The organism is Chryseobacterium sp. CY350 (assembly GCF_027945075.1).
Taxonomy (GTDB): Bacteria; Bacteroidota; Bacteroidia; order Flavobacteriales; family Weeksellaceae; genus Chryseobacterium.
On sequence record NZ_CP116034.1, the window covers coordinates 4,057,963 to 4,078,193 of the forward strand.

Sequence of the window (20,231 nt, forward strand, 5' to 3'; positions counted from 1 at the left end):
CCGTTTTAGAAAGAATTATTTGATACTTATTTAAGAGAAATATCAAACTTCCAACTTCTTTTCGACTTCATTTGGATGAGCCAAAGCATATCGCAACTGACCCTTATCCAACTGTTTTTCCCAGTTTGCAACCACTACAGTAGCCACAGAATTTCCAATAACATTGGTTAAAGCGCGACATTCACTCATAAATTTATCTATTCCCAGAATCAAAGTCATTCCGGCAATCGGAATTTCCGGAACTACTGCCAATGTTGCAGCTAAAGTAACAAATCCAGCTCCGGTAACTCCGGCAGCACCTTTTGAACTCAGCATTGCAACTAAAAGTAACATCAATTGTTTTTCAAGGGAAAGATCAATATTCAAAGCCTGTGCGATAAATAATGAAGCCAAAGTCATGTAAATATTGGTTCCATCGAGGTTAAAAGAATAGCCTGTGGGAACTACTAATCCTACAATTGCTTTGGAACAGCCTGCTTTTTCCAGCTTTTCCATAATTCCCGGAAGTGCAGATTCTGAGGAACTTGTTCCTAAAACCAGAAGAAGTTCTTCCTTCAGATAATACATCAGTTTGAAAATATTAAAACCATTGTACAACGCAACTGCTCCTAAAACAAGAACGACAAACAGGGCAGAAGTGATGTAGAATGTTCCTACGAGGAAAATTAAATTTAATACAGAAGCCAATCCGTATTTTCCGATCGTGAAAGCCATCGCCCCGAAAGCACCGATGGGAGCAAGCTTCATCAGCATATGTACAATTTTGAAAATAGGTGTTGCCAGATCCTGCAAAAAATCTGTGACCTTTCGGCTTTTTTCTTTGGTTAAAACCAATGCAACACCCATAAGTATTGCAACCAAGAGAACCTGAAGAATATTATCACCAACCAACGGACTAAATAAAGTTTCGGGAATAATATTCATCATAAACCCCGTAAGAGTAGTGTCATGAGCTTTCTGCTGATATTGGGAAACGTCGCCCGACAAACTTGCGGGATCAATATTGAGTCCGGATCCGGGATGTAAAAGATTTCCCACAATTAATCCGATGATCAAAGCCAGAGTAGAAAATGTAAAAAAGTAGATCATTGCTTTCACGGCAATTCTTCCTACTTTTTTCAGATCGGTCATGTGAGCAATTCCTAAAGTCAGGGTGATGAAAATGACCGGAGCAATGATCATTTTTACTAATTTAATGAATCCGTCACCAAGAGGTTTCATTTTTTCACCTATTTCGGGATAAAATTTTCCTAAGAGAATTCCTGCAATAATGGCAATAATTACCTGAAAGTAAAGTTGCTGATAGAATTTTTTTGCTTTCAAAACGTATTTATTTAAAGTGTGAAAAGTAAGAAAATTACTTGGGAAAACAGGAGTGATGATTTTATAAAATATTGTGTTTACTATGCAAGAATATTGTTTCGGGACGCGAGAATATTGTTTCGGGACGCGAGAATATTGTTTAGGGAAGCTAGAATATTGTTTTGGGATGCGAGAATATTGTTTTGGGATGCAAGAATATGGTTTCGGGACGCAAGAATATAGTTTCGGGACGAAAGAATATGGTTTCGGGACGCGAGAATATTGTTTTGGGATGCAAGAATATTGCTTCCGGATGTGAGAATATTCTTTTAGGGTGTAGGAAGAGAGATTTGAGGTGAATAATTGTAATTTTTTGTAGAAGATATTGCTTTATGAAGCTTTAAATTTGAAAAGAATCTTAAATGTTTTATTACGATCAGTAGCGACATGTAAAATCATTCTACTGCCACAGAATCGTCACCACGACCGTCTGCAACGGCATGAATGTTTCCGTTATCATCAATTAAAATCATTTCGGTTCTCCCAAGCTGTCCCCATCTTTCGCCTTTATAGCCGAGTTTTTCAAGATCCATAATGGTAGTTTCGGGGAAGTTTTTTTCAAATGCTACGGTTTCGGGCAACCACTGATGGTGAAATTTCGGAGAATTTACCGAAGTATTGGCATTGAGTTTAAAATCTACCACATCTACAATCGACTGATACACAGAAGTCGGGATCGTGGTGCCACCCGGAGTTCCTACGATCATATACGGTTTTCTGTTTTTCATAACGATTGTGGGAGTCATTGAAGAAAGCATTCTTTTATGTGGCTGAATAGCATTTGCCTCACCGCCTACCGCCCCAAACATATTCGGAACGCCAGGTTTTACAGAGAAATCATCCATTTCGTTATTCAGAAAGAAACCGGCACCCGAAACGACAACTTTGCTTCCGTACAAACCATTTAAAGTTGTGGTCACTGCTGCTGCATTTCCTTCTTTGTCGATCACCGAAATATGAGTGGTTTCTTTAGATTCTTTCGGTTGCTGAATGATTTTTCCTACTTCCGAACTTAGAGTAGCTTTGTTAAAACTAAAAGTTTTCCATCTGTTCTTTAAGTATTCTTCGGAAGTCAGGTAAGAAGTTTTATCCTGAATAAAATCCGGATCGCCCATGTATTCTGCTCTGTCTGCGAAAGCTCTTCTTTCGGCTTCCACCATAATCTGAACTGCCGGAGTAGAGTTGTGCTGATATTTTTCTAAATTTTCAAAACCCGACATTTTCAGCATTTGAGCTAAAAGAATTCCGCCGCTTGACGGTAAAGGCATTGAGACGATCTGGTTTCCTTTATAATCAAATTCGAGAGCTTTTCTTTCGGCAACCTTGTAGTTTTTAAGGTCTTCCAAAGTGATGATTCCGTTTCCTTTTTTCATTTCGGCAACCAAAAGTTCTGCCGTTTTCCCTTCATAAAATCCTTTTAAACCTGCTTTTTGAATCAGTTTTAAAGTTTCAGCCAATTCTTTTTGGATCAAAATATCTCCTGATTTCCAGCTTTCATTTTTCACAAAAGCATTTGACGTTTTATTATGTTTTTGGAAATATTCTTTGCTTGAATTGAGTAAATTGGCTTCCTGCTCGGTAATTGCAAAACCCTTTTCTGCCAACTCAATTGCAGGCTGAATCAATTGATTCATAGGAAGTTTACAATATTTTAAAGTAGCAAAAAAACCTGCCACACTTCCGGGGATTCCAACGGCTAGACGACCGTTTTGAGATAAATCTGTATTTGCATTTCCTTTTTTGTCGAGATACATATCTCTTGAAGCCTTTCTGGGAGCCGTTTCGCGATAATCTATGGTAAATGCTTCACCGTTATTTTGTACTCCAACCAAAAAACCACCACCACCGATGTTTCCCGCTTGTGGATAAACTACAGCTAGGGCGTACTGTGTTGCGACAATTGCGTCATAAGCATTTCCTCCCATTTTTAGAATTTTTGCACCAGCTTCACTGGCGAGAGGATGTGCAGAAACCACCACGCCTTTGTTTTTAACTTTGACTTCTTTCACAATATTGAACGACACAAATTGGCTAAAATAGGTTCCGTACGTTGTCAGTAAAGTGATTGCTATAAGTATTTTTTTCATATCAATTGTATAGTGTGCTTTATAACACATTATTAAATTCATTAGTAAATAACAAGAATTAATATTTTTCTTTAAGATTACCCTTTTTTAATTAAAAAATATACTAAAATAAATTCAATATGTCAATAATTTTTTCCGAATGATTAATCATATCTGCCGGATGAAATAAGAAAACGATAAAACTTTATCAATAATGATTTAATCTGTCTTCAAAAAACTAATATTCAAATATTATATTGATAAAGATTTGTTATTTATTTTAACTTTTTTATTTTTAATTAACTTTTTTATTACTATGTTTGAAAGATTAAATATAACAAAATTTTGATTATCTGTAAAAAAAATTAATTTTATATATTTTCGTTATTCTACTTATGAGGGAGATATATACTCAGTAAAAAAATAAAACATAAATATGAAAAAAAACTACCAGAAAATTATTTCTTTAGGTGTGCTATTGTCTATTTCAGTAGGATTAAGCGCTCAAACAAATGATTCTTTAAGAGTCAAGACAGTAGAAGAGGTTAAAATTACTGTCGGCTCCAGAAATAAAAACAGAGTTGCAACCGACACAGCAGTTCCTGTAGATGTTATTAATATTTCTGCACAAGGAGTTTTGAGTCCGCAAACAGATTTAAATCAGATTTTAAATTTTGCAGCTCCCTCTTTCACCTCTAATACAGCTACTGTTGCTGATGGGACTGATCATATCGATCCTGCACAATTACGAGGTTTAGGTCCAGATCAGGTTTTGGTTTTATTAAACGGAAAAAGAAGACATACTTCTTCTTTAGTAAATATTAATGGAACGCCAGGAAGAGGATCTGTAGGAACAGACTTAAATGCAATTCCTGCTTTTGCAATTGATAGATTAGAGGTTTTACGAGATGGTGCTTCAGCACAGTATGGTTCTGATGCTATTGCAGGAGTAATAAATGTTGCCATGAAAAGAGCAACCAATCAATTAACTGCTGCAATTACGGCCGGAAGTTTTAATTCCCAAGGAGCAAATGATCACATCGGAGGTTGGGACGGTGGCAAGTATCAAGTCGATTTAAATTATGGAGCAAAATTGGGTGAGAAAGGCTTTATTAATTTTACAGGAAGCCTAATGACTCGTGACGATACCCAACGTGCTAAACCTAGAACAGGTACTATTTTTAATGCTTATAATTCTATAGAACAGCGTGCATTAGAAAATGGCGTCAATATTTCTTCGCTTTTTTCTAATATTGGAAATACCCCAAACACGACTCAAATTGTAGATTATATTCATCAATATGCAACGGGTGTTAATTATTTTAGTAGCGCACAGCAAACGGCTATACAATCTGCAAATACAATTGCAGGTTTGCAAACTGCCCTTAATTTTGATGTAACAGATAACGAATTGGCTTACAGAGGTCTGAATCGTGAAGATTTTAACATGAGAGTTGGCCAATCTAAATTAAAATCCGGACAGTTGTATGTAAATTCAGAATTTGACTTGGGGAGTAATATAACAGGTTATGCTTTTGGTGGTTACTCATACAGAAACGGAAATGCCGCGGGATTTTACAGATTGCCAAACCAGAGTAGAACGGCAACCTCTATCTATCCAAATGGGTTTTTACCGGAAATTGGTTCGGATGTGATTGATCTTTCTTTTGCCTCAGGATTAAAAGGGAAATTAGGAAGATTCAACTATGATGTAAGCAATACATTTGGGAAGAATTCTTTTGATTACGCAATAAAAAATACGGCCAATGCAAGTATGCCTTATCCTAGCAAAACAGAGTTTGATGCAGGGGCTTTAGCTTTTTCGCAGAATACAATCAATGCGGATTTTGATACTAAAATTGATGTTTTAAAAGGTTTAAACTTAGCGTTTGGAGGAGAAGGAAGATTTGAGAATTTTAAAATTTCCGCAGGAGAAGAAGCATCGTATGCGTTGTATGATATAAACGGCAATATCCAAACTCCATTAAGTCCAGCAGACCTGAAACCTACTGATTTTTATGGCGCAACAAGACCAGGAGGTTCACAAGTCTTCCCGGGTTTCAGGCCAGAAAATGCAATTAACAAAGGCAGGAATTCTTTCGCACTGTATTCTGATAATGAATTGGATGTTACAGACAAATGGTTGCTAAGTGTTGCATTGAGGTTCGAAAATTATTCAGATTTTGGCTCGACCTTTAATTACAAATTCGCTACACGCTACAAAATTACAGACAATATTAACGTGAGAGGTGCATTATCCACAGGTTTCAGAGCGCCTTCTTTACACCAAATTTATTTTAATTCTACTTCTACACAATTTGTGGGTGGCAGTGCTTTTGAGGTGGGTACATTTTCTAATGATTCTAAGATTGCGGACATGTTAGGAATCGATAAATTAAAACAAGAAAAATCTTCTAGTTATTCTGCGGGATTTGCTGCAAAAATTCCTAGTGCGAAATTAGCTATAACAGTTGATGGATATTATATCAGAATTAATGATCGTATCGTTCTTACCGATCAATTTTCCAGACCGGGAGGTACTCCTTCTTCAGGAAGCCCGAATGCTGTTTTGAATGGATTATTTGATCAGGCAAACGCAAACGCGGCAACGTTTTTTGCCAATGCTATTGATACCCAAACTAAAGGAATTGAAGCGGTGATTTCTCATAAAGCCAGTTTTTCTGATGTAAAGTTGAATAGTGATTTTTCTCTTACTGTTTCAAAAACAAATAGTGTAGGAGAAATTCATTCGTCTGATGTTTTACAAAATGCAGGACAGGTAAATAGATATTATTCAGAAGCAAGCCGGGTTTATTTAGAAGAAGCAATACCAAGATTCAAATCATCATTAATCAATACTTTAGAATTTTCTAAATTGAGTTTTATGATGAAAAATGTATATTTCGGAAAAGTGACAGACCCAAATACGGTAGATGTAAATGGAAACGGGCAAATAGATGCTATCGTAGTAAACGGGCAGGCTGTAGAAAATGAACACCCGGTTTGGGGTGCTAAAGTGATAACAGATTTTTCTATTGCCTACAAATTTACTAAGCAGGTCAGTTTGACAATTGGTGCAAATAATATATTTGATATTTATCCCGATCTAAACTATGGTCCTGTAGCTGCTAAAAGACCTACCGGTATAGATGCAAACGGCAATGTAGTTTATGGCACAGCAACTTCAACTGTAGATTTATCAAATGCCAATCAATTTGTGTATTCTAGAAATGTTTCTCAGTTTGGGATGAATGGCAGGTTTCTTTTTGCAAGAATAAATATGAATTTTTAAATGTTTTATTGAAATATGATCGAAAAGGTGTGTTTTGCGCACCTTTTTTATTTTTGTTGGTTTGATTTTTTTACTTTTGCGACATCTAATAAAATAGTAAAAAAATATACTATGGAAAAAATTCTCATTACAGGAGCTTTGGGGCAAATTGGCACAGAGCTTACCAACAGACTTGTAGAAATTCACGGAGCCGAAAATGTAGTTGCTTCAGGACTCGACAGATGGCAAAAAGACCTTACTTCTGCAGGATATTACGAAAGAATGGATGTTACCAACACACAATTGGTAAGACAGGTCATTAAAGATTACGATATCACAACAGTTTATCATTTGGCTTCATTATTGTCCGGAACTTCTGAAAAGCAACCGGTTTTTGCATGGAAACTAAATCTGGAGCCGCTTCTTCATTTCTGTGAAATGGCGAAAGAAGGTTTGCTTAAAAAGATTTTCTGGCCCAGCTCGATCGCTGTTTTCGGAAAAGGAATTCCTAAAAATGATGTTGCTCAGGATGTTGTTTTGAATCCTACGACAGTGTACGGAATTTCAAAAATGGCAGGTGAAAAATGGTGCGAATATTATTTTGATAAATATGGTGTTGATGTAAGAAGTATCAGATATCCCGGTTTGATTTCATGGAAAACTCCGGCAGGTGGAGGAACCACAGATTATGCAGTTGAGATTTTTTATGAAGCAGTAGAAGAGGGGAAATATACAAGTTTTATTTCCGAAGATACGGCAATGCCGATGTTGTATATGGATGATGCAATCAACGCAACGCTGAAATTAATGGAAGCTCCTAAAGAAAATCTGACGGTTCGTTCTTCGTATAATTTAGGAGGAATGTCTTTTACTCCAAAAGAATTGGCTGCTGAAATTAAGAGGGAAATTCCGGAATTTGAGATTGATTATAAACCAGATTTCAGACAGGCAATTGCTGATTCCTGGCCATCATCAATCGATGACTCTATCGCTAAAAAAGATTGGAATCTTTCTTATGATTTCGGAATTTCTGAAATGTCTCAAGATATGATTAAGAATCTTAAAGTAAAATTGGACAAAAAGAATCAAGGTTAAATTAACTTTAACTGAAATGTTATTTAACTACTGAAAAATAATAACTTATACTATTTATCTAAACTTTAATTTAAATGATTTTACTGACCTTTAATTTAATCAATATAGAATCTGAAACTAAAAATGAACTTCAGATTTCTGATGTTGAAAGGTTAGCAATCACAGAGGCCAATACTAAATCGGTCTTAAGAATTTTAGATATTCACGAAGTTAAAGCAAGTTTCTTTATTGAAATTTCAATCGCAGAAAAACTAAAAAATTTGATAAAAGCAATTTCTGCTCAAGGGCATGAAATTGCTTTTTACAATAAAAACTCATCATCTTCACAAATTGAGTTTACCAAGAAATGGGCTGAAGATTTTCTTGAAAAACAGATTCGTGGTATTCGTCAAAAGGAATTTAAGATCGGCGAAACAGAATTGAAATTGATGGGATTTAATTATATCTCAAACATCGATCACGCAGATATTCTGTTTCCTTTCAAACGTCTGAAAAGAGATTCGGAGATCACTGAAGAAAACGGAATCAGCATTGTCCCGGAAAGTATCTCGCCTTACAGTCAGCTTCCTTATAATGATTTTGTGTTTCAGGTTTTGCCAATGAAATATTATCAGAATATGCTTTTTGAAACTTTAAAAAAGGACGATTTTGTTTTGGTCTATCTTGATACATGGCAGTTTACCGATGTTAAAAAATACAATTTTAAAGTTCCATTCCACAGAAGTTTTAACTGTGGAAAAAAGATGGAAGACAAACTTGAAGATTTTCTAGTTTGGATTAACGAAAAAGAATTGGCGACTTCGAGAATGAAGGATTATATTTTTTGATGTTCTATAACTTTCTGCTACTATTTTCCTGTAGAAATTTGATGATAGCGTCGTTTGCTAATCGTTCTACATCTCCTTTTATATTACGGTCTTTAAATTTAGAAAGCGCATACTGTTGGATCTCCATTACCAAAGAATTTAGATAGTTTCGTCCACTATTTTCATATTCCTTCAGTTCAGATTCATTTAATTGAATAAGCATGTTAAAATTGATAAATGAATGACTGCAGTTAACGTCAATGTAGCAGTCGTTTTCATGACTGAGGAAGAACCATGATTTAGATTCAAAATCAATTATTTTCATAATAAGTTTTTAATGAAGAACTACGAAAGTACCAGTAAGGTAATCTCTGGCAAAACCCCAACTCTTCCCGGATATCCCAATACTCCGAAACCGCGGTTTACATAAAGCATTTTGCCTTCACTTTCATACAAATCTGCCCATTTCGGATAACGGTATTGTACAGGCGACCATTTGATGTTTTTTAAATCTAAACCAAACTGCATTCCGTGTGTGTGACCGGAAAGTGTCAAGCTAATGTCTGCAGGGTGTTTTTTAACAACGTAATCAAAATGAGTAGGGTCATGGCTCATTAAAATTTTAGCAGCATTTTGGGGAACGTTTTCTAACGCTTTATCGATTTTTCCAAATTGCGGAAAAGGCTTCAGTCCCCAGTTTTCGACTCCTAGAATGTATAATTTTTCTCCATTTCTGTCGATTGCGCGGTTTTCGTTCATCAGCATTTCAAAACCGGCCTGTTTCTCGTATTCAATGAGCATTGCAAGATTCGCGTCTTTTGCTTTGGGCGATTCCCACGTCACATAATCACCGTAATCATGGTTTCCTAAAACCGCAAACTTTCCGTCTTTTGCTTTAATTTTAGAGAAAAGAGGGATGAAAGGTTTGAATTCTTCAGATACATTATTTACCATATCTCCGGTAAATAGAACCAAATCAGCTTCTTGTTCATTAATCAAATCAATTGCGTGTTGCAATTTGCTTGGATCAGAAAAACTTCCGCTGTGAACGTCTGAAATCTGAATGATTTTGTATCCTTTAAAACTACTTGGAAGATTTTTAATTTTAACTTTTACTCTTCTTACTTTGTGTCTGTATTTTCCGAAAGTAATGCCGTCAATAAATAGTGCAGAAAGAACTCCGCCCAAACCTAATCCTACGATGCTTAAAAATTTTCTTCTTTCCGGAAAAAAGTTTTCGTCTGGCTTTAAAAAACCTACAAAATATGCACCTGCTCTGAAAATATCGTCTATCAATAAGAATAAAACAATAAAAATTTTAGGTAAAATAAAGACCAAAAACAAGGAGATCATAATTTGTGCTCTCATCGTACTTCTGTCTGATTTCTGAAAATGAGAAACTTCGTAAGCAAAGAATCCGTAGATGGCCAGAGACAAGACGCAATAACCGATTTTGATCCACGAATTATCAGTTAATGTTCTTATTGCCTGATAGATATAGACTTCGAGAAACAGGAAGATAGCAGTTATAAATAAAAAATTTTTTTGCATAATTGAGTTTTAAAAAAGCACAAAAGAAATTTCCTCTGTGCTTTTCAATATTTTTTAAATTAAATTTTAAGTCTTAGGGAAATTTGTAAACGATCGCGTTAATATTCATTCCGGCACCTACAGAAGTCATCACGACGTTTCCTTTTTCTTTAAACGTTTGACCTTGCATTTTTCCTTTAATTATTAAATCAAACATGGTAGGAATGGTTGCAACAGAAGAATTTCCAAACTCCTGAATTGTCATTGGTGAAATTGAATGGTCGTAATCTTTGATGTCATACAATTTGTGAAGTCTTTCGATCATGGCATAATCCATCTTTGCATTAGCCTGATGAATTAATATTTTGTCGATATCTTCGATAGAAAGACCGGCGTTATCAATGGTTTCTTTAATTGCAGACGGTACGTTTTTAAGTGCGTATTCGTAGATTTTTCTGCCCATCATTCTGATATACAGTTTCTGATCGTCAAAATCTCTGTTGATGGAAGGGCCATTTCGTAAGTATTCTAATTCCGGGCCGTTATCGCAGATTGTATTGTGAGAAATAATCCCGACATTTTCTTCATCTGTAGCTTTTACAACAACTGCTCCTGCTCCGTCGGCAAATATCATTTTGTTTCTGTCGTACGGGTCTGTCACGCGGCTTAAAGTTTCTGCGCCAACAACCAAAATAGTTTTTGCAACACCTGCTTTGATAAGATTATTTGCCAAAATCATTGCTTCGACCCATCCCGGGCAACCAAAAATCATATCGTAAGTGATACATTTTTTATTTTTTATACCCAGATGATTCTTCACTCTTCCTGCCATATTCGGCATAAAATTGGCAGCGCCATTGGTACCTACTTCACCAAAATTGCTGGCGTATATAATGTAGTCTAAATCTTCGCCGTCAACTTTTGCATCTTCTAAAGCAATTTTCGAAGCTTCATAACCAATTTTTGAGTTTGAGGTGTCATCGCCAATATATCTTCTGTTTTCAATTTCTGTAATTTCTACAAATTTTGAGATGATTTCTTCAGTTGGCTTTTCTATTTTTTCGCCTTCATCGGTATAGAATTCAGAATTAAGAAAATGATTTCTACCAATAACTCTGCTAGGAATGTAAGATCCAGAACCAATTATGATCGTATTCGGCATTCGTTTAAATAATTTTAAAGATGCAAAGTTAATAATTAATATTAATAAGAAAGAATTAAAAATATTATTAAATTTGCAAAAATTGTGCATTACAATACTATGAAAAACAATCCGTCACTCAAAGGTTTACTCATTGCCGCTGTAGTTTTTATTCTTGCTTTCGGAGTCTACTTCTTCTTCCTTGCCAAGAAAAATTATTATTTGGTAGATAATCCGACGCCTGAAACTTACTATTTTAAGATCAATAACGGTTCTGAAGGCATTATTTCGGCAGGACAATTTGTAAATGTTGACCTTAAAAAGGGTAAAAATTCAATTAAAGTTTTTGATCAGAATAAGAAATTACTGTATGATTCTGCCTTTGAGGTGAATAAAATTAGAGGTCTTATTAATATTGCTCACAAGGATTATTATATTAATCGTCAATATTATGGGTACAATCTTAAAAAAGATTCATTACTTTTGGCGTTGGATAAAACGATTATAGACGGGAAACCGTATTTTGGAGGGGCAAAACACTTCAATAAACTTTATACAGAAGATTTTTATTACAATGTTGATGAAGATTATGATAAGCTGATTAAGAATATTGATAAAGTCGAAAGCCGGTCAAAGATTTTTAGAAAAGAAGATTACCTTAACTATTATAAAGAATATTACAAGTTTTGACAAACGATATTAATAAAGTAACTCCCTACAATTCTGAGGCTACCAAAAAAAGCCAGGTAGAGGATATGTTCGACAATATAGCGCCGAAATACGATTTGCTAAACCATGCGTTATCTATGAAAATAGATGTTCTGTGGAGAAATAAAATGGTGAAGATGATGAAGGAAGATGCTCCTCAGGAAGTACTAGATGTGGCTACCGGAACAGGAGATCTTGCGATAGCGGTGGAAAAAGGAACCAATGCTAAAGTAGTTGGTCTCGATCTATCGCAACAAATGTTAAATGTTGGCGTTATTAAAATAAAAAAACTTAAATTAGACGGCAAAATTTCTATGCAGAAAGGTGATGCAGAAAATTTACCTTTCGAGGACAATAGATTCGATGCTGTTTCCGTTGCATTTGGAGTGAGAAATTTTGAAAACCTTACCAAAGGTTTGGCAGAGCTGAGAAGAGTAGTGAAAGAAAACAAGAGCGTGTATATTCTGGAGTTTTCAAAAGTGGAAGGTTTTTTAGGACCGTTTTATATGTTTTATTTTAAAAATATATTACCGGCAATCGGCAGATTGGTTTCTAAAGATAACAGGGCGTATACTTATTTACCAGATTCTGTAAATGCTTTTCCATTCGGAGAAAAAATGAGACAAATCCTGCTAGATACAGGATTTAAAAAAGTAGAATATAAAAAATTAAGTTTAGGTATAGCCACAATTTATAAAGCAACAAAATAACCTATGAATAAATTTCTATTAAAAGCTCTGGTTTTAGCATCAGTTAGCATAGCAACTTTTGCAGATGCGCAATTTAGAACTCGCAACAGGATGGATAAGCTGGAAGATTTTGACCAGCAAAAATTCAGTTGGGGTTTCTTTCTAAACGGAAATAGACTAGACTACCGCATCGTACTTAATCCTAGATATGGGATGAATGCTAATCAAAATCTTGTAACGTCAAAAGAAAGTTACAGTTTTGGAGCTGGTCTTATCACAAAATTCAGATTAAATGATTACTTAGACGTAAGAGTAGAGCCAGGTTTACAGTTTGCGCAAAGACAATTGATTTTCAATACACAATCTAACGATATATATCAGAACGGAAACCCTCAAAACCCTCCGTTTACACCTATTGCACTTACTGAAAAAGACAGAGTAAGAGAGATAAAATCTACTTTGGTAGACGTTCCGGTATTATTGGAACTTCACGGGGAAAGATGGTATAACTCAAGACCTTATGTTGCTGCAGGGGTTAATTATATTGTGAATCTGCAATCAAACTCAGATTCTGAAGATGATAACCAACAGCAGGTTTTCAGATCTACAACGCATAATTTTGCATGGTCTGCGGAAATGGGAATTCAGTTTTACTTTAATAAATTTAAATTGACACCAGCAATCAGAGGAACATTTTTCATGAATAACGAAATGGTATCAGATAATGCTACAACACCACCTTACTGGTCTGCGGCAGTTTCTACGTTGCAGACAAGAGCAGTAATGTTTGTATTGAAATTTGAATAAAATAACACAAAATTAATAGAGAAAGGAGGTGCTTTGGCATCTCCTTTCCTGTTTTTAGTCAAAATATAGAGACTTTTATTTTTGTTAGTCTTTTTATTTTCATATTTTTGCTTTTAGTTAGAATATTTAGAAACCTGAAATGCTTCAAGAACTAGAAAACAATTTTTCAGAACTGGAAAAAAAGATTTTGAATCTTCATAAAAGTCATCAAAGTCTTTCTGAAAAGTTGTCAGAATTGAATAAAGAGCATGAAGAACTGAAGATGAGATATGATGAAGAGCGAAAGAAAAATCAGGTATTAGCAGAAGAACAGAAAAATATAAAATTGTATTCGGCAATATCAGGAAATCCTGAACACAACAGACTCATGAAAAACCATATCAACAGATTGGTAAAAGAAGTAGACTTTTGTATTGCACAGCTTCAAAACAGTGGACTATAATGGAGGTAAGGAGAATAACCATCAATATTGCAGGAAGAGTATATCCGCTGAACGTACCCGCAGCTGAAGAAGAAACTTTACGCAAAGTGGGGAAGCAGATTGAAAATATGATTAAAGATTTTGAACAGAATTTCGATGTAAGAGACAAACAAGATGCTTTGGCAATGTGTGCCCTAAAATTGGGAACCAATGCTGAAGTAGTGTCTATGAACTACGAAAAAAATATAAATTCTACCAACGAAAGATTAGCCAAAATTAATCAGACGTTGAATGAAGTTGGGAAATAATATTCCCAAAAAGCTGCCTACAGTAATTCTAACACATTAAGGTAAACTCAACACTAAACAATTAATGTTCGAAAGTCTTTTCAATGGCGTGCTGCTTTACGCAGATTACAGAGAGAAGAAATCAGATCAAATCGTGGAGATCGGGAGTTTACTCTAAATCACTGGATTATTGTAGGCTTTTTTATTTTTAAATTTAGACAATTAAAACTCAATATATATGACAACAGCCATAATAGTCGGCGTTATTTGTTTGGTAATAGGTGCTGTTTTAGGAATGGTATTTTCTAAAAGCTCCCTGAATGCTAAAGGCAAATTTATTATAGACGATGCAACAAAAAATGCCGAAAATCTTATAGAAAAAGCCACGGTGCAGGCTGAATCGATAAAAAAAGAAAAAAATCTTCAGGCTAAGGAAAAATTTCTTGAATTAAAATCTCAGCACGATGCAGATATTCAGATTCGTGAAAAGAAAATGCAGGAGGCAGAAAAAAGAATCAAAGACAAGGAAAACAAACTTAATGACGAACTTAGTAAAGCTGGGAAGCTAGAAAAAGATCTAGACAGACAGATCGCTGATTATGCAAGGAAAACTGAAGTTTTAGAGAAAAAACAACAAGAACTTGACTCTGCAACAGCTAAGAAAGTTGAAATGCTCGAAAAAATTTCAAATTATACGGCTGAAGAGGCGAAAGCAGAATTGGTAGAAACAATGAAAGCTGAAGCAAAAACAAGAGCTCAGGCACACGTTCAGAGCATCATGGAAGAAGCTCAGTTGAACGCCAAGAGTGAAGCTAGAAAAATTGTTATTCAAACTATTCAGAGAATTGGTACAGAACAGGCGATCGAAAATTCAGTTTCAGTATTTAATATAGAATCAGACGAAGTAAAAGGTAGAATTATTGGTAGAGAAGGTCGAAATATTCGCGCATTGGAAGCAATGACAGGTGTTGAGATCATTGTGGATGATACTCCGGAAGCCATTCTCCTTTCGTGTTTTGATCCTGTAAGAAGAGAAATTGCCAGATTATCACTGCACAGATTGGTTACGGATGGTAGAATTCACCCAGCGAGAATCGAGGAAGTTGTAGAAAAAACTAAAAAAATGATCGAAGAAGAGATCATTGAAGTAGGTAAAAGAACGATCATCGATCTTGGAATTCATGGTTTACACCCAGAATTGGTGAAAATTGTAGGTAGAATGAAATACCGTTCATCTTATGGACAAAATCTTCTTCAGCACTCAAGAGAAGTAGCAAATATTGCGGCAACAATGGCTGCTGAATTAGGATTAAATGTAAAAATGGCTAAAAGAGCTGGTCTTTTACACGATATTGGTAAAGTTCCTGAGCAGGAATCTGAGCTCCCTCACGCTTTATTGGGAATGCAATGGGCAGAGAAATATGGTGAAAATCCTGAAGTAATCAACGCAATTGGAGCTCACCACGACGAGGTAGAAATGACTTCATTATTATCTCCGATTATTCAGGTTGCCGATGCTATTTCGGGAGCAAGACCTGGTGCAAGACGTCAGGTTTTAGAATCTTACATCCAGAGATTGAAAGATCTTGAAGCGGCTGCATTAAGTTTCGAAGGTGTTTCAAGTGCTTACGCAATTCAGGCGGGAAGAGAACTTCGTGTGATGGTAGAAAGTGGGAAAGTAAATGACGAAATTGCGTCTCAGCTTTCGTATGACATTTCAGAGAAAATTCAGAACGAGTTGACTTATCCTGGTCAGGTGAGAGTTACCGTAATTAGAGAAACAAGAGCTGTGAATATCGCAAGATAATTGATATAAACACTTTACATAAAAAAAACCTCTCAAAGCAATTTGTGAGGTTTTTTGTTGCAGTTAATTTAGCATTAGGAATTATGAAGGGTTATTAAGAAACTTTAGTTATTTGTTAAAGTTTAATAGAAATTATTTATTAATATAAATTAGATAAGATAATTATGGTTGTAGTGAAATAAAATTATTAAATTTGATTATCAACTTAAAACCAAATTATTATGTTAAATGAAATTTTAAAAAATGCTAAGAAATTAAAAACTGCAGATCTAAAAGAGATTGTTGGTGGTGCTGGAAAAATCGGAACTCCTGATTTATCACTATGCGGATGCAGTTGCTCTGGTTCTGTGACTGGACCGAAATATTGTGCCGCTTATATTGGCTGCCCGCAGGTTTACACTTGTAATGATGCAGTATAAAACATTGAAATTTACATAAACCCTTAAAACAAAATAGTATGTTAAACGAGATTTTAAAAAACGCTAAGAAGCTGAAAAGTTCTGAATTGAAAGATATCGTAGGAGGTGTTGGAAAAATCGGAACCCCGGATTTATCGCTATGCAAATGTAGTTGTACAGGTGCAGTAACAGGGCCAAAATATTGCAGTCAATATATGAATTGTCCGCAAATAATTACTTGTTAATAATAATTTAAAAATTAAAATAGAAAGTCTTCCATAAAGGAAGACTTTTGTTTTTATATATATTTTGAGCTTGCTTTATTTTAAGAAAAAGCTGTTATTATCGATATATTTCTTGCTCATATTCACACTTTCAAAAATATCTTTATCACTAGAATCTTGCTCCACAAACCAGTATTTTAAACCGGCCTTTTTTCTAAATTCAAATATTTTTTTAAAATCTATACTTCCGTTTCCAACTTCTTCAAAATGTTTGGTTTTACTATGCATGTCTTTCACATGCCACAGAGGAAATCTTCCGGGGTATTTGTCGAAATAATGCAAGGGATCAAATCCTGCTTTTGTGATCCAATAAAGATCCAGCTCCATTTTCACAAGATCTGACGGCGTGTTTTCTAATAGAAAATCATAGATCAGTTGATCATCAGTTAATTTTTCAAACTCAAAATCGTGATTATGATAACAAAATTGGATTCCTGCCTGCTGCGTTATCTCTGCTGATTGACTCAGTATGACAGGGAGATTTTTATAATTTTCGATCGTTCTTTCTTTAGGAACCAGGTAAGAACAAACCATATATTCTGAGCCGATAAATTTTAAATCTTCAACAGATTTTTTCCAATTATTACGCAAAGTTCCTTTTCCTTCACCAATGACTCCGGTTTGATGATGAGAACTTACAACCTTCAAACCTGTATTGTTTAAAATAGATTGAAATTCATTTCTGTTTTTACCAAAGAAATTTCCGTCATAGCCATAGATTTCCAGATCTGTAAAACCAAGTGATGCAATTTTTTCTAATGCTCTTTCCGGATTTTTAGAAACTGCTTCTCTTATGGTATAAAGTTGTATTCCCAGTCGCCTCTTTTTTGTCGTTGAACCTGCAATTCCACAGGAATAAAGTCCTAAGAATCCTAAAGATGACAACTTTAAAAAATCGCTTCTTTCCATGATTTACTATAGAAAAGGTTTCATTTCATCCTCAATCTGAGTTCTGAGTTCCATCAGCCGTTTCGCATACATTTCCTGTTGTTTCTCCTCACTGGTTTCAGGAATCCATTTAGGAACTGGTAATTTTATACCATTTTCGTCTACGGCCACAAAAACGATAATACAATGCGTTTTCTTATCAAAAATAGGTTGTTTAAGATTTCTTGAGAATACATTAATTGAAATATGCATACTCGAAGAACCTGTGTAAATAACCTGAGCTTCCACTTTTACAATTTCGCCTATTTTTATCGGATCATAAAAACGGATTCCGCCTACGTACACAGTTACCGAATAATTGCCACTCCACGTTGTAGCACAGGCATATCCCGCTTGGTCAATCCATTTCATTACGCTACCTCCATGCACATTTCCTCCATAATTGACATCTGAAGGCTCTGAAATAAACTGAAAAGTAACAGGTTTGTTATCCATTTTTTCTAAATATTTTACTAAAGATATTTAAATATTTTCACAAAGTCGAATAAAATTCGTATTTTAAGATATTAAAGTGTTATATTGTCAAAATGTTCAATTTTGAACTTAAATAATAAAAATTATAAATTATAATATAGATGAAAAAAGTATTTTATCTTAATAGTTGCGACACTTGCAGAAAAATCTTAGCAAAATTTGATCTGAGAGATTGGGAAATGCGTGAAATAAAAAAAGAGCCTATTACACAGGAGGAAGTTGAAGCAATGCACAAGATTACCAATTCTTACGAAGATCTTTTTAGTAAAAAATCTACCCAGATCAAATTGAGAGAACTTGATTTGAAAACAATGGGCGAAGATGATTTTAAAGAGTTGCTTTTAGATCATTATACATTCCTGAAACGTCCGGTTTTCCTTACAGATACAGAGATTTTCATAGGAAATGATAAGAAAAACATTGAGAACTTAAGAGCTCACTTCAACGGAAATAATTAAGTATTACTTTCTGATTAAAAAGGTAAAACCACAGAGCGATCTGTGGTTTTTTATGTTTAGAAGCATCAATAAAAAGCCCGCTTCAAATGGTTAATTTTTACACGAAAGGCATTTTCACCACTTTCGCAGGAATATTTTTATTTCTTACCTGAATAAAAATTTCTGTCCCTAATTTAAAGTGAGGCTTATCGACATATGCGATTCCCAAACCAATCTTCTTCATCGGAGACTGTGTTCCGGAAGTTACTTTTCCGATTACGTTTCCTTCTGCATCTACAACAGGATAATCGTGTCTTGGAACTCCTTTATCAGTTAATTCAAAACCAACAAGTTTTCTGGTTACTCCTTCTTCTTTTTGTTTTGCAAAAATTTCTTTAGATACAAAATCTTTATCAAATTTTGTGATCCAGCCAAGTCCAGCTTCGATCGGAGAAGTAGTATCGTCAATGTCCATTCCGTAAAGACAGAAGCCTTTTTCTAATCTCAAGGTATCTCTTGCAGCCAATCCGCATGGGACTATTCCTTCGCTTTCGCCAGCTTTTAGAATTTCATCCCAAAGCTTTTCAGCATCATCATTTTTAAAATAAATTTCAAAGCCTCCGCTTCCGGTATAGCCTGTATTTGAGATAATGACATCACTTACTCCGGCAACCGAACCTACTGTAAAATGGTAGTAAGGAATTTCAGAGAGATTGGTTTCAGTTAATTTCTGAAGAATTTCTGCTGCTTTCGGACCCTGAACTGCCAATAAAGACATTTCATCTGAAGCATTCGTCATCTTTGCTCCGAAAGTATTGTATTTTGAAATGTGATTCCAGTCTTTTTCGATGTTTGAAGCGTTTACGACAACAAAATATTTATCATCTTCCATTTTGTAAACGATAAGATCATCTACAATTCCTCCATCTTCGTTAGGAAGACAAGAATATTGAGCTTTTCCGTTTTCCAGAGCATCAAGATTATTGGTCGTCACAAACTGCAAAAGATCCTTAGATCCTGCGCCTTCAATGAAAAACTGTCCCATATGAGATACGTCAAATAATCCTGCTTTTTCTCTTACCGCAAAATGTTCTTCCGTTACCCCGGAATATTGTACAGGCATATCAAATCCTGCAAAAGGTACAATTTTCGCTCCCAGAGAAACGTGTTTGTCGTACAAGGCTGTTTTTTTCATAGTAGATTGATTACTTTTTATTTCTTTATTTTAAAACTTTCAAAAGTTTCGTTAAAAACCTTCATATAATTTCCGTTCCAGTATTTATTTTCGCAATTGATGCTGATAATATAAAGATCCTTATTTTTTTGAAAAACTTTAGTGATCCACAAAAGTTGATCTTTTTCATCGAGATATTCATAGAAATACTCGGTGTAGCCCTTCTTTCCTCCGCTGCTTTTTATTTTTTTCTCATCTTCTGAAGAATTGTATAGTGCGAGAATAAATTTTTTAGTTTCGGCTTTTGGAAGTTCAAGATCATGATATTCTGATATCGTCACTGCGCCGATTTGATTTGTCGGAAAAATGTTTACGATACCATCATCATTGGTAATTTTCCAGGTATCGGGCATTACAATCGAATAATTTTCACTTTCAAAAACTTCTGTATCTGTTTTCTGGGCGAAGACCGTCAAGTGGAATAGAACCGAAAAAATTAATAATGTTTTTTTCATTGTGTGTTTTT

The 20,231-nt window shown here is 34.9% G+C and carries 21 protein-coding genes; 12 read left to right on the plus strand and 9 right to left on the minus strand.

The window, feature by feature from the left end; genetic code table 11:
* Positions 1–42: 42 nt before the first annotated feature.
* A complete protein-coding gene (locus tag PGH12_RS18890) occupies positions 43–1,323 on the minus strand; it encodes a dicarboxylate/amino acid:cation symporter (RefSeq protein ID WP_267598051.1) in 1,281 nt (426 codons plus the stop codon).
* A gap of 161 nt (positions 1,324–1,484) precedes the next feature.
* Between PGH12_RS18890 and PGH12_RS19170 the strand changes: the two genes are divergently transcribed.
* Complete coding sequence (locus PGH12_RS19170; protein WP_442867833.1) at positions 1,485–1,661, plus strand: hypothetical protein; 177 nt, start codon at positions 1,485–1,487, stop codon at positions 1,659–1,661.
* A gap of 96 nt (positions 1,662–1,757) precedes the next feature.
* Here the strand turns inward: PGH12_RS19170 and ggt are convergent, their stop codons facing one another.
* Positions 1,758–3,449 carry a gamma-glutamyltransferase gene (gene ggt / locus PGH12_RS18895; protein ID WP_267598049.1) on the minus strand — a complete coding sequence of 564 codons (1,692 nt, stop codon included), beginning with the start codon at positions 3,447–3,449 and terminating at the stop codon, positions 1,758–1,760.
* 415 nt (positions 3,450–3,864) lie between these two features.
* Here ggt and PGH12_RS18900 point away from each other — a divergent pair, with 415 nt between their 5' ends.
* From PGH12_RS18900 to PGH12_RS18910, 3 genes are all read left to right on the plus strand, one after another.
* Positions 3,865–6,720, plus strand: a complete 2,856-nt coding sequence (locus PGH12_RS18900; RefSeq protein ID WP_267598048.1) for a TonB-dependent receptor plug domain-containing protein — start codon at positions 3,865–3,867, stop codon at positions 6,718–6,720.
* A gap of 111 nt (positions 6,721–6,831) precedes the next feature.
* The gene (locus PGH12_RS18905; protein WP_267598047.1) at positions 6,832–7,794 is read left to right on the plus strand and encodes an NAD-dependent epimerase/dehydratase family protein; all 963 of its coding nucleotides are present in this window, start codon (positions 6,832–6,834) and stop codon (positions 7,792–7,794) included.
* Between the two features lie 74 nt (positions 7,795–7,868).
* Entirely contained in the window at positions 7,869–8,621 is a 753-nt protein-coding gene (locus PGH12_RS18910) for a polysaccharide deacetylase family protein (RefSeq protein WP_267598046.1), read from the plus strand.
* A gap of 4 nt (positions 8,622–8,625) precedes the next feature.
* On the opposite strand, the gene PGH12_RS18915 is transcribed toward PGH12_RS18910, so the two are convergent.
* From PGH12_RS18915 to PGH12_RS18925, 3 genes are all read right to left on the minus strand, one after another.
* On the minus strand, positions 8,626–8,925 hold the full coding sequence (locus tag PGH12_RS18915) for a hypothetical protein (protein ID WP_267598045.1): 300 nt from the start codon (positions 8,923–8,925) through the stop codon (positions 8,626–8,628).
* A 20-nt stretch (positions 8,926–8,945) separates the two neighbouring features.
* Positions 8,946–10,151 (minus strand): metallophosphoesterase, encoded by a 1,206-nt coding sequence (locus tag PGH12_RS18920; protein ID WP_267598044.1) that lies wholly within the window; start codon positions 10,149–10,151, stop codon positions 8,946–8,948.
* A 73-nt stretch (positions 10,152–10,224) separates the two neighbouring features.
* Positions 10,225–11,292, minus strand: coding sequence for a 3-oxoacyl-ACP synthase III family protein (locus PGH12_RS18925; RefSeq protein WP_267598043.1), 1,068 nt, complete (start codon positions 11,290–11,292; stop codon positions 10,225–10,227).
* A gap of 99 nt (positions 11,293–11,391) precedes the next feature.
* On the opposite strand from PGH12_RS18925, the gene PGH12_RS18930 reads away from it, so the two are divergent.
* The 7 genes from PGH12_RS18930 (at position 11,392) to PGH12_RS18960 (ending at position 16,409) form a co-directional block, all read left to right on the plus strand.
* Positions 11,392–11,961, plus strand: a complete 570-nt coding sequence (locus PGH12_RS18930) for a hypothetical protein (protein ID WP_267598042.1) — start codon at positions 11,392–11,394, stop codon at positions 11,959–11,961.
* Positions 11,958–12,689 carry a bifunctional demethylmenaquinone methyltransferase/2-methoxy-6-polyprenyl-1,4-benzoquinol methylase UbiE gene (ubiE, locus tag PGH12_RS18935; protein WP_267598041.1) on the plus strand — a complete coding sequence of 244 codons (732 nt, stop codon included), beginning with the start codon at positions 11,958–11,960 and terminating at the stop codon, positions 12,687–12,689. The genes PGH12_RS18930 and ubiE overlap by 4 nt, the downstream gene beginning before the upstream one ends.
* A 3-nt stretch (positions 12,690–12,692) precedes the next feature.
* On the plus strand, positions 12,693–13,475 hold the full coding sequence (porT, locus tag PGH12_RS18940; RefSeq protein ID WP_267598040.1) for a type IX secretion/gliding motility protein PorT/SprT: 783 nt from the start codon (positions 12,693–12,695) through the stop codon (positions 13,473–13,475).
* A gap of 139 nt (positions 13,476–13,614) precedes the next feature.
* Positions 13,615–13,917 carry a coiled-coil domain-containing protein gene (locus PGH12_RS18945; RefSeq protein WP_267598039.1) on the plus strand — a complete coding sequence of 101 codons (303 nt, stop codon included), beginning with the start codon at positions 13,615–13,617 and terminating at the stop codon, positions 13,915–13,917.
* Positions 13,917–14,204, plus strand: a complete 288-nt coding sequence (locus PGH12_RS18950) for a cell division protein ZapA (protein WP_229984527.1) — start codon at positions 13,917–13,919, stop codon at positions 14,202–14,204. Before PGH12_RS18945 ends, PGH12_RS18950 begins: the two co-directional genes overlap by 1 nt.
* Before the next feature lie 217 nt (positions 14,205–14,421).
* On the plus strand, positions 14,422–15,990 hold the full coding sequence (gene rny, locus PGH12_RS18955; protein ID WP_267598038.1) for a ribonuclease Y: 1,569 nt from the start codon (positions 14,422–14,424) through the stop codon (positions 15,988–15,990).
* 221 nt (positions 15,991–16,211) lie between these two features.
* The gene (locus PGH12_RS18960) at positions 16,212–16,409 is read left to right on the plus strand and encodes a hypothetical protein (RefSeq protein ID WP_267598037.1); all 198 of its coding nucleotides are present in this window, start codon (positions 16,212–16,214) and stop codon (positions 16,407–16,409) included.
* A 299-nt stretch (positions 16,410–16,708) separates the two neighbouring features.
* Here PGH12_RS18960 and PGH12_RS18965 read toward each other — a convergent pair whose 3' ends face one another.
* Both PGH12_RS18965 and PGH12_RS18970 read right to left on the minus strand, forming a co-directional pair.
* Complete coding sequence (locus PGH12_RS18965; protein WP_267598035.1) at positions 16,709–17,581, minus strand: sugar phosphate isomerase/epimerase family protein; 873 nt, start codon at positions 17,579–17,581, stop codon at positions 16,709–16,711.
* A gap of 6 nt (positions 17,582–17,587) precedes the next feature.
* Positions 17,588–18,055, minus strand: a complete 468-nt coding sequence (locus tag PGH12_RS18970) for an acyl-CoA thioesterase (RefSeq protein WP_267598034.1) — start codon at positions 18,053–18,055, stop codon at positions 17,588–17,590.
* 140 nt (positions 18,056–18,195) lie between these two features.
* Between PGH12_RS18970 and PGH12_RS18975 the strand changes: the two genes are divergently transcribed.
* Positions 18,196–18,552 carry an arsenate reductase family protein gene (locus PGH12_RS18975; protein ID WP_129534108.1) on the plus strand — a complete coding sequence of 119 codons (357 nt, stop codon included), beginning with the start codon at positions 18,196–18,198 and terminating at the stop codon, positions 18,550–18,552.
* A gap of 97 nt (positions 18,553–18,649) precedes the next feature.
* Here the strand turns inward: PGH12_RS18975 and gcvT are convergent, their stop codons facing one another.
* Together gcvT and PGH12_RS18985 are read right to left on the minus strand one after the other, a co-directional pair.
* The gene (gcvT, locus tag PGH12_RS18980; RefSeq protein WP_267598033.1) at positions 18,650–19,726 is read right to left on the minus strand and encodes a glycine cleavage system aminomethyltransferase GcvT; all 1,077 of its coding nucleotides are present in this window, start codon (positions 19,724–19,726) and stop codon (positions 18,650–18,652) included.
* A gap of 17 nt (positions 19,727–19,743) precedes the next feature.
* Positions 19,744–20,220: a hypothetical protein gene (locus PGH12_RS18985; RefSeq protein WP_267598032.1), complete on the minus strand. Its 477-nt coding sequence runs from the start codon at positions 20,218–20,220 to the stop codon at positions 19,744–19,746.
* Between the last annotated feature and the right edge of the window lie 11 nt (positions 20,221–20,231).

Excerpts from the sequence above, each read along its gene's own strand:
- ggt (WP_267598049.1), bottom strand. The coding sequence starts at position 3,449 with ATGAAAAAAATACTTATAGCAATCACTTTACTGACAACGTACGGAACC.
- PGH12_RS18900 (WP_267598048.1), top strand. The coding sequence starts at position 3,865 with ATGAAAAAAAACTACCAGAAAATTATTTCTTTAGGTGTGCTATTGTCT.
- PGH12_RS18905 (WP_267598047.1), top strand. The coding sequence starts at position 6,832 with ATGGAAAAAATTCTCATTACAGGAGCTTTGGGGCAAATTGGCACAGAG.
- PGH12_RS18910 (WP_267598046.1), top strand. The coding sequence starts at position 7,869 with ATGATTTTACTGACCTTTAATTTAATCAATATAGAATCTGAAACTAAA.
- PGH12_RS18915 (WP_267598045.1), bottom strand. The coding sequence starts at position 8,925 with ATGAAAATAATTGATTTTGAATCTAAATCATGGTTCTTCCTCAGTCAT.
- PGH12_RS18920 (WP_267598044.1), bottom strand. The coding sequence starts at position 10,151 with ATGCAAAAAAATTTTTTATTTATAACTGCTATCTTCCTGTTTCTCGAA.
- PGH12_RS18925 (WP_267598043.1), bottom strand. The coding sequence starts at position 11,292 with ATGCCGAATACGATCATAATTGGTTCTGGATCTTACATTCCTAGCAGA.
- PGH12_RS18930 (WP_267598042.1), top strand. The coding sequence starts at position 11,392 with ATGAAAAACAATCCGTCACTCAAAGGTTTACTCATTGCCGCTGTAGTT.
- porT (WP_267598040.1), top strand. The coding sequence starts at position 12,693 with ATGAATAAATTTCTATTAAAAGCTCTGGTTTTAGCATCAGTTAGCATA.
- PGH12_RS18945 (WP_267598039.1), top strand. The coding sequence starts at position 13,615 with ATGCTTCAAGAACTAGAAAACAATTTTTCAGAACTGGAAAAAAAGATT.
- PGH12_RS18950 (WP_229984527.1), top strand. The coding sequence starts at position 13,917 with ATGGAGGTAAGGAGAATAACCATCAATATTGCAGGAAGAGTATATCCG.
- rny (WP_267598038.1), top strand. The coding sequence starts at position 14,422 with ATGACAACAGCCATAATAGTCGGCGTTATTTGTTTGGTAATAGGTGCT.
- PGH12_RS18960 (WP_267598037.1), top strand. The coding sequence starts at position 16,212 with ATGTTAAATGAAATTTTAAAAAATGCTAAGAAATTAAAAACTGCAGAT.
- PGH12_RS18965 (WP_267598035.1), bottom strand. The coding sequence starts at position 17,581 with ATGGAAAGAAGCGATTTTTTAAAGTTGTCATCTTTAGGATTCTTAGGA.
- PGH12_RS18970 (WP_267598034.1), bottom strand. The coding sequence starts at position 18,055 with ATGGATAACAAACCTGTTACTTTTCAGTTTATTTCAGAGCCTTCAGAT.
- PGH12_RS18975 (WP_129534108.1), top strand. The coding sequence starts at position 18,196 with ATGAAAAAAGTATTTTATCTTAATAGTTGCGACACTTGCAGAAAAATC.
- gcvT (WP_267598033.1), bottom strand. The coding sequence starts at position 19,726 with ATGAAAAAAACAGCCTTGTACGACAAACACGTTTCTCTGGGAGCGAAA.
- PGH12_RS18985 (WP_267598032.1), bottom strand. The coding sequence starts at position 20,220 with ATGAAAAAAACATTATTAATTTTTTCGGTTCTATTCCACTTGACGGTC.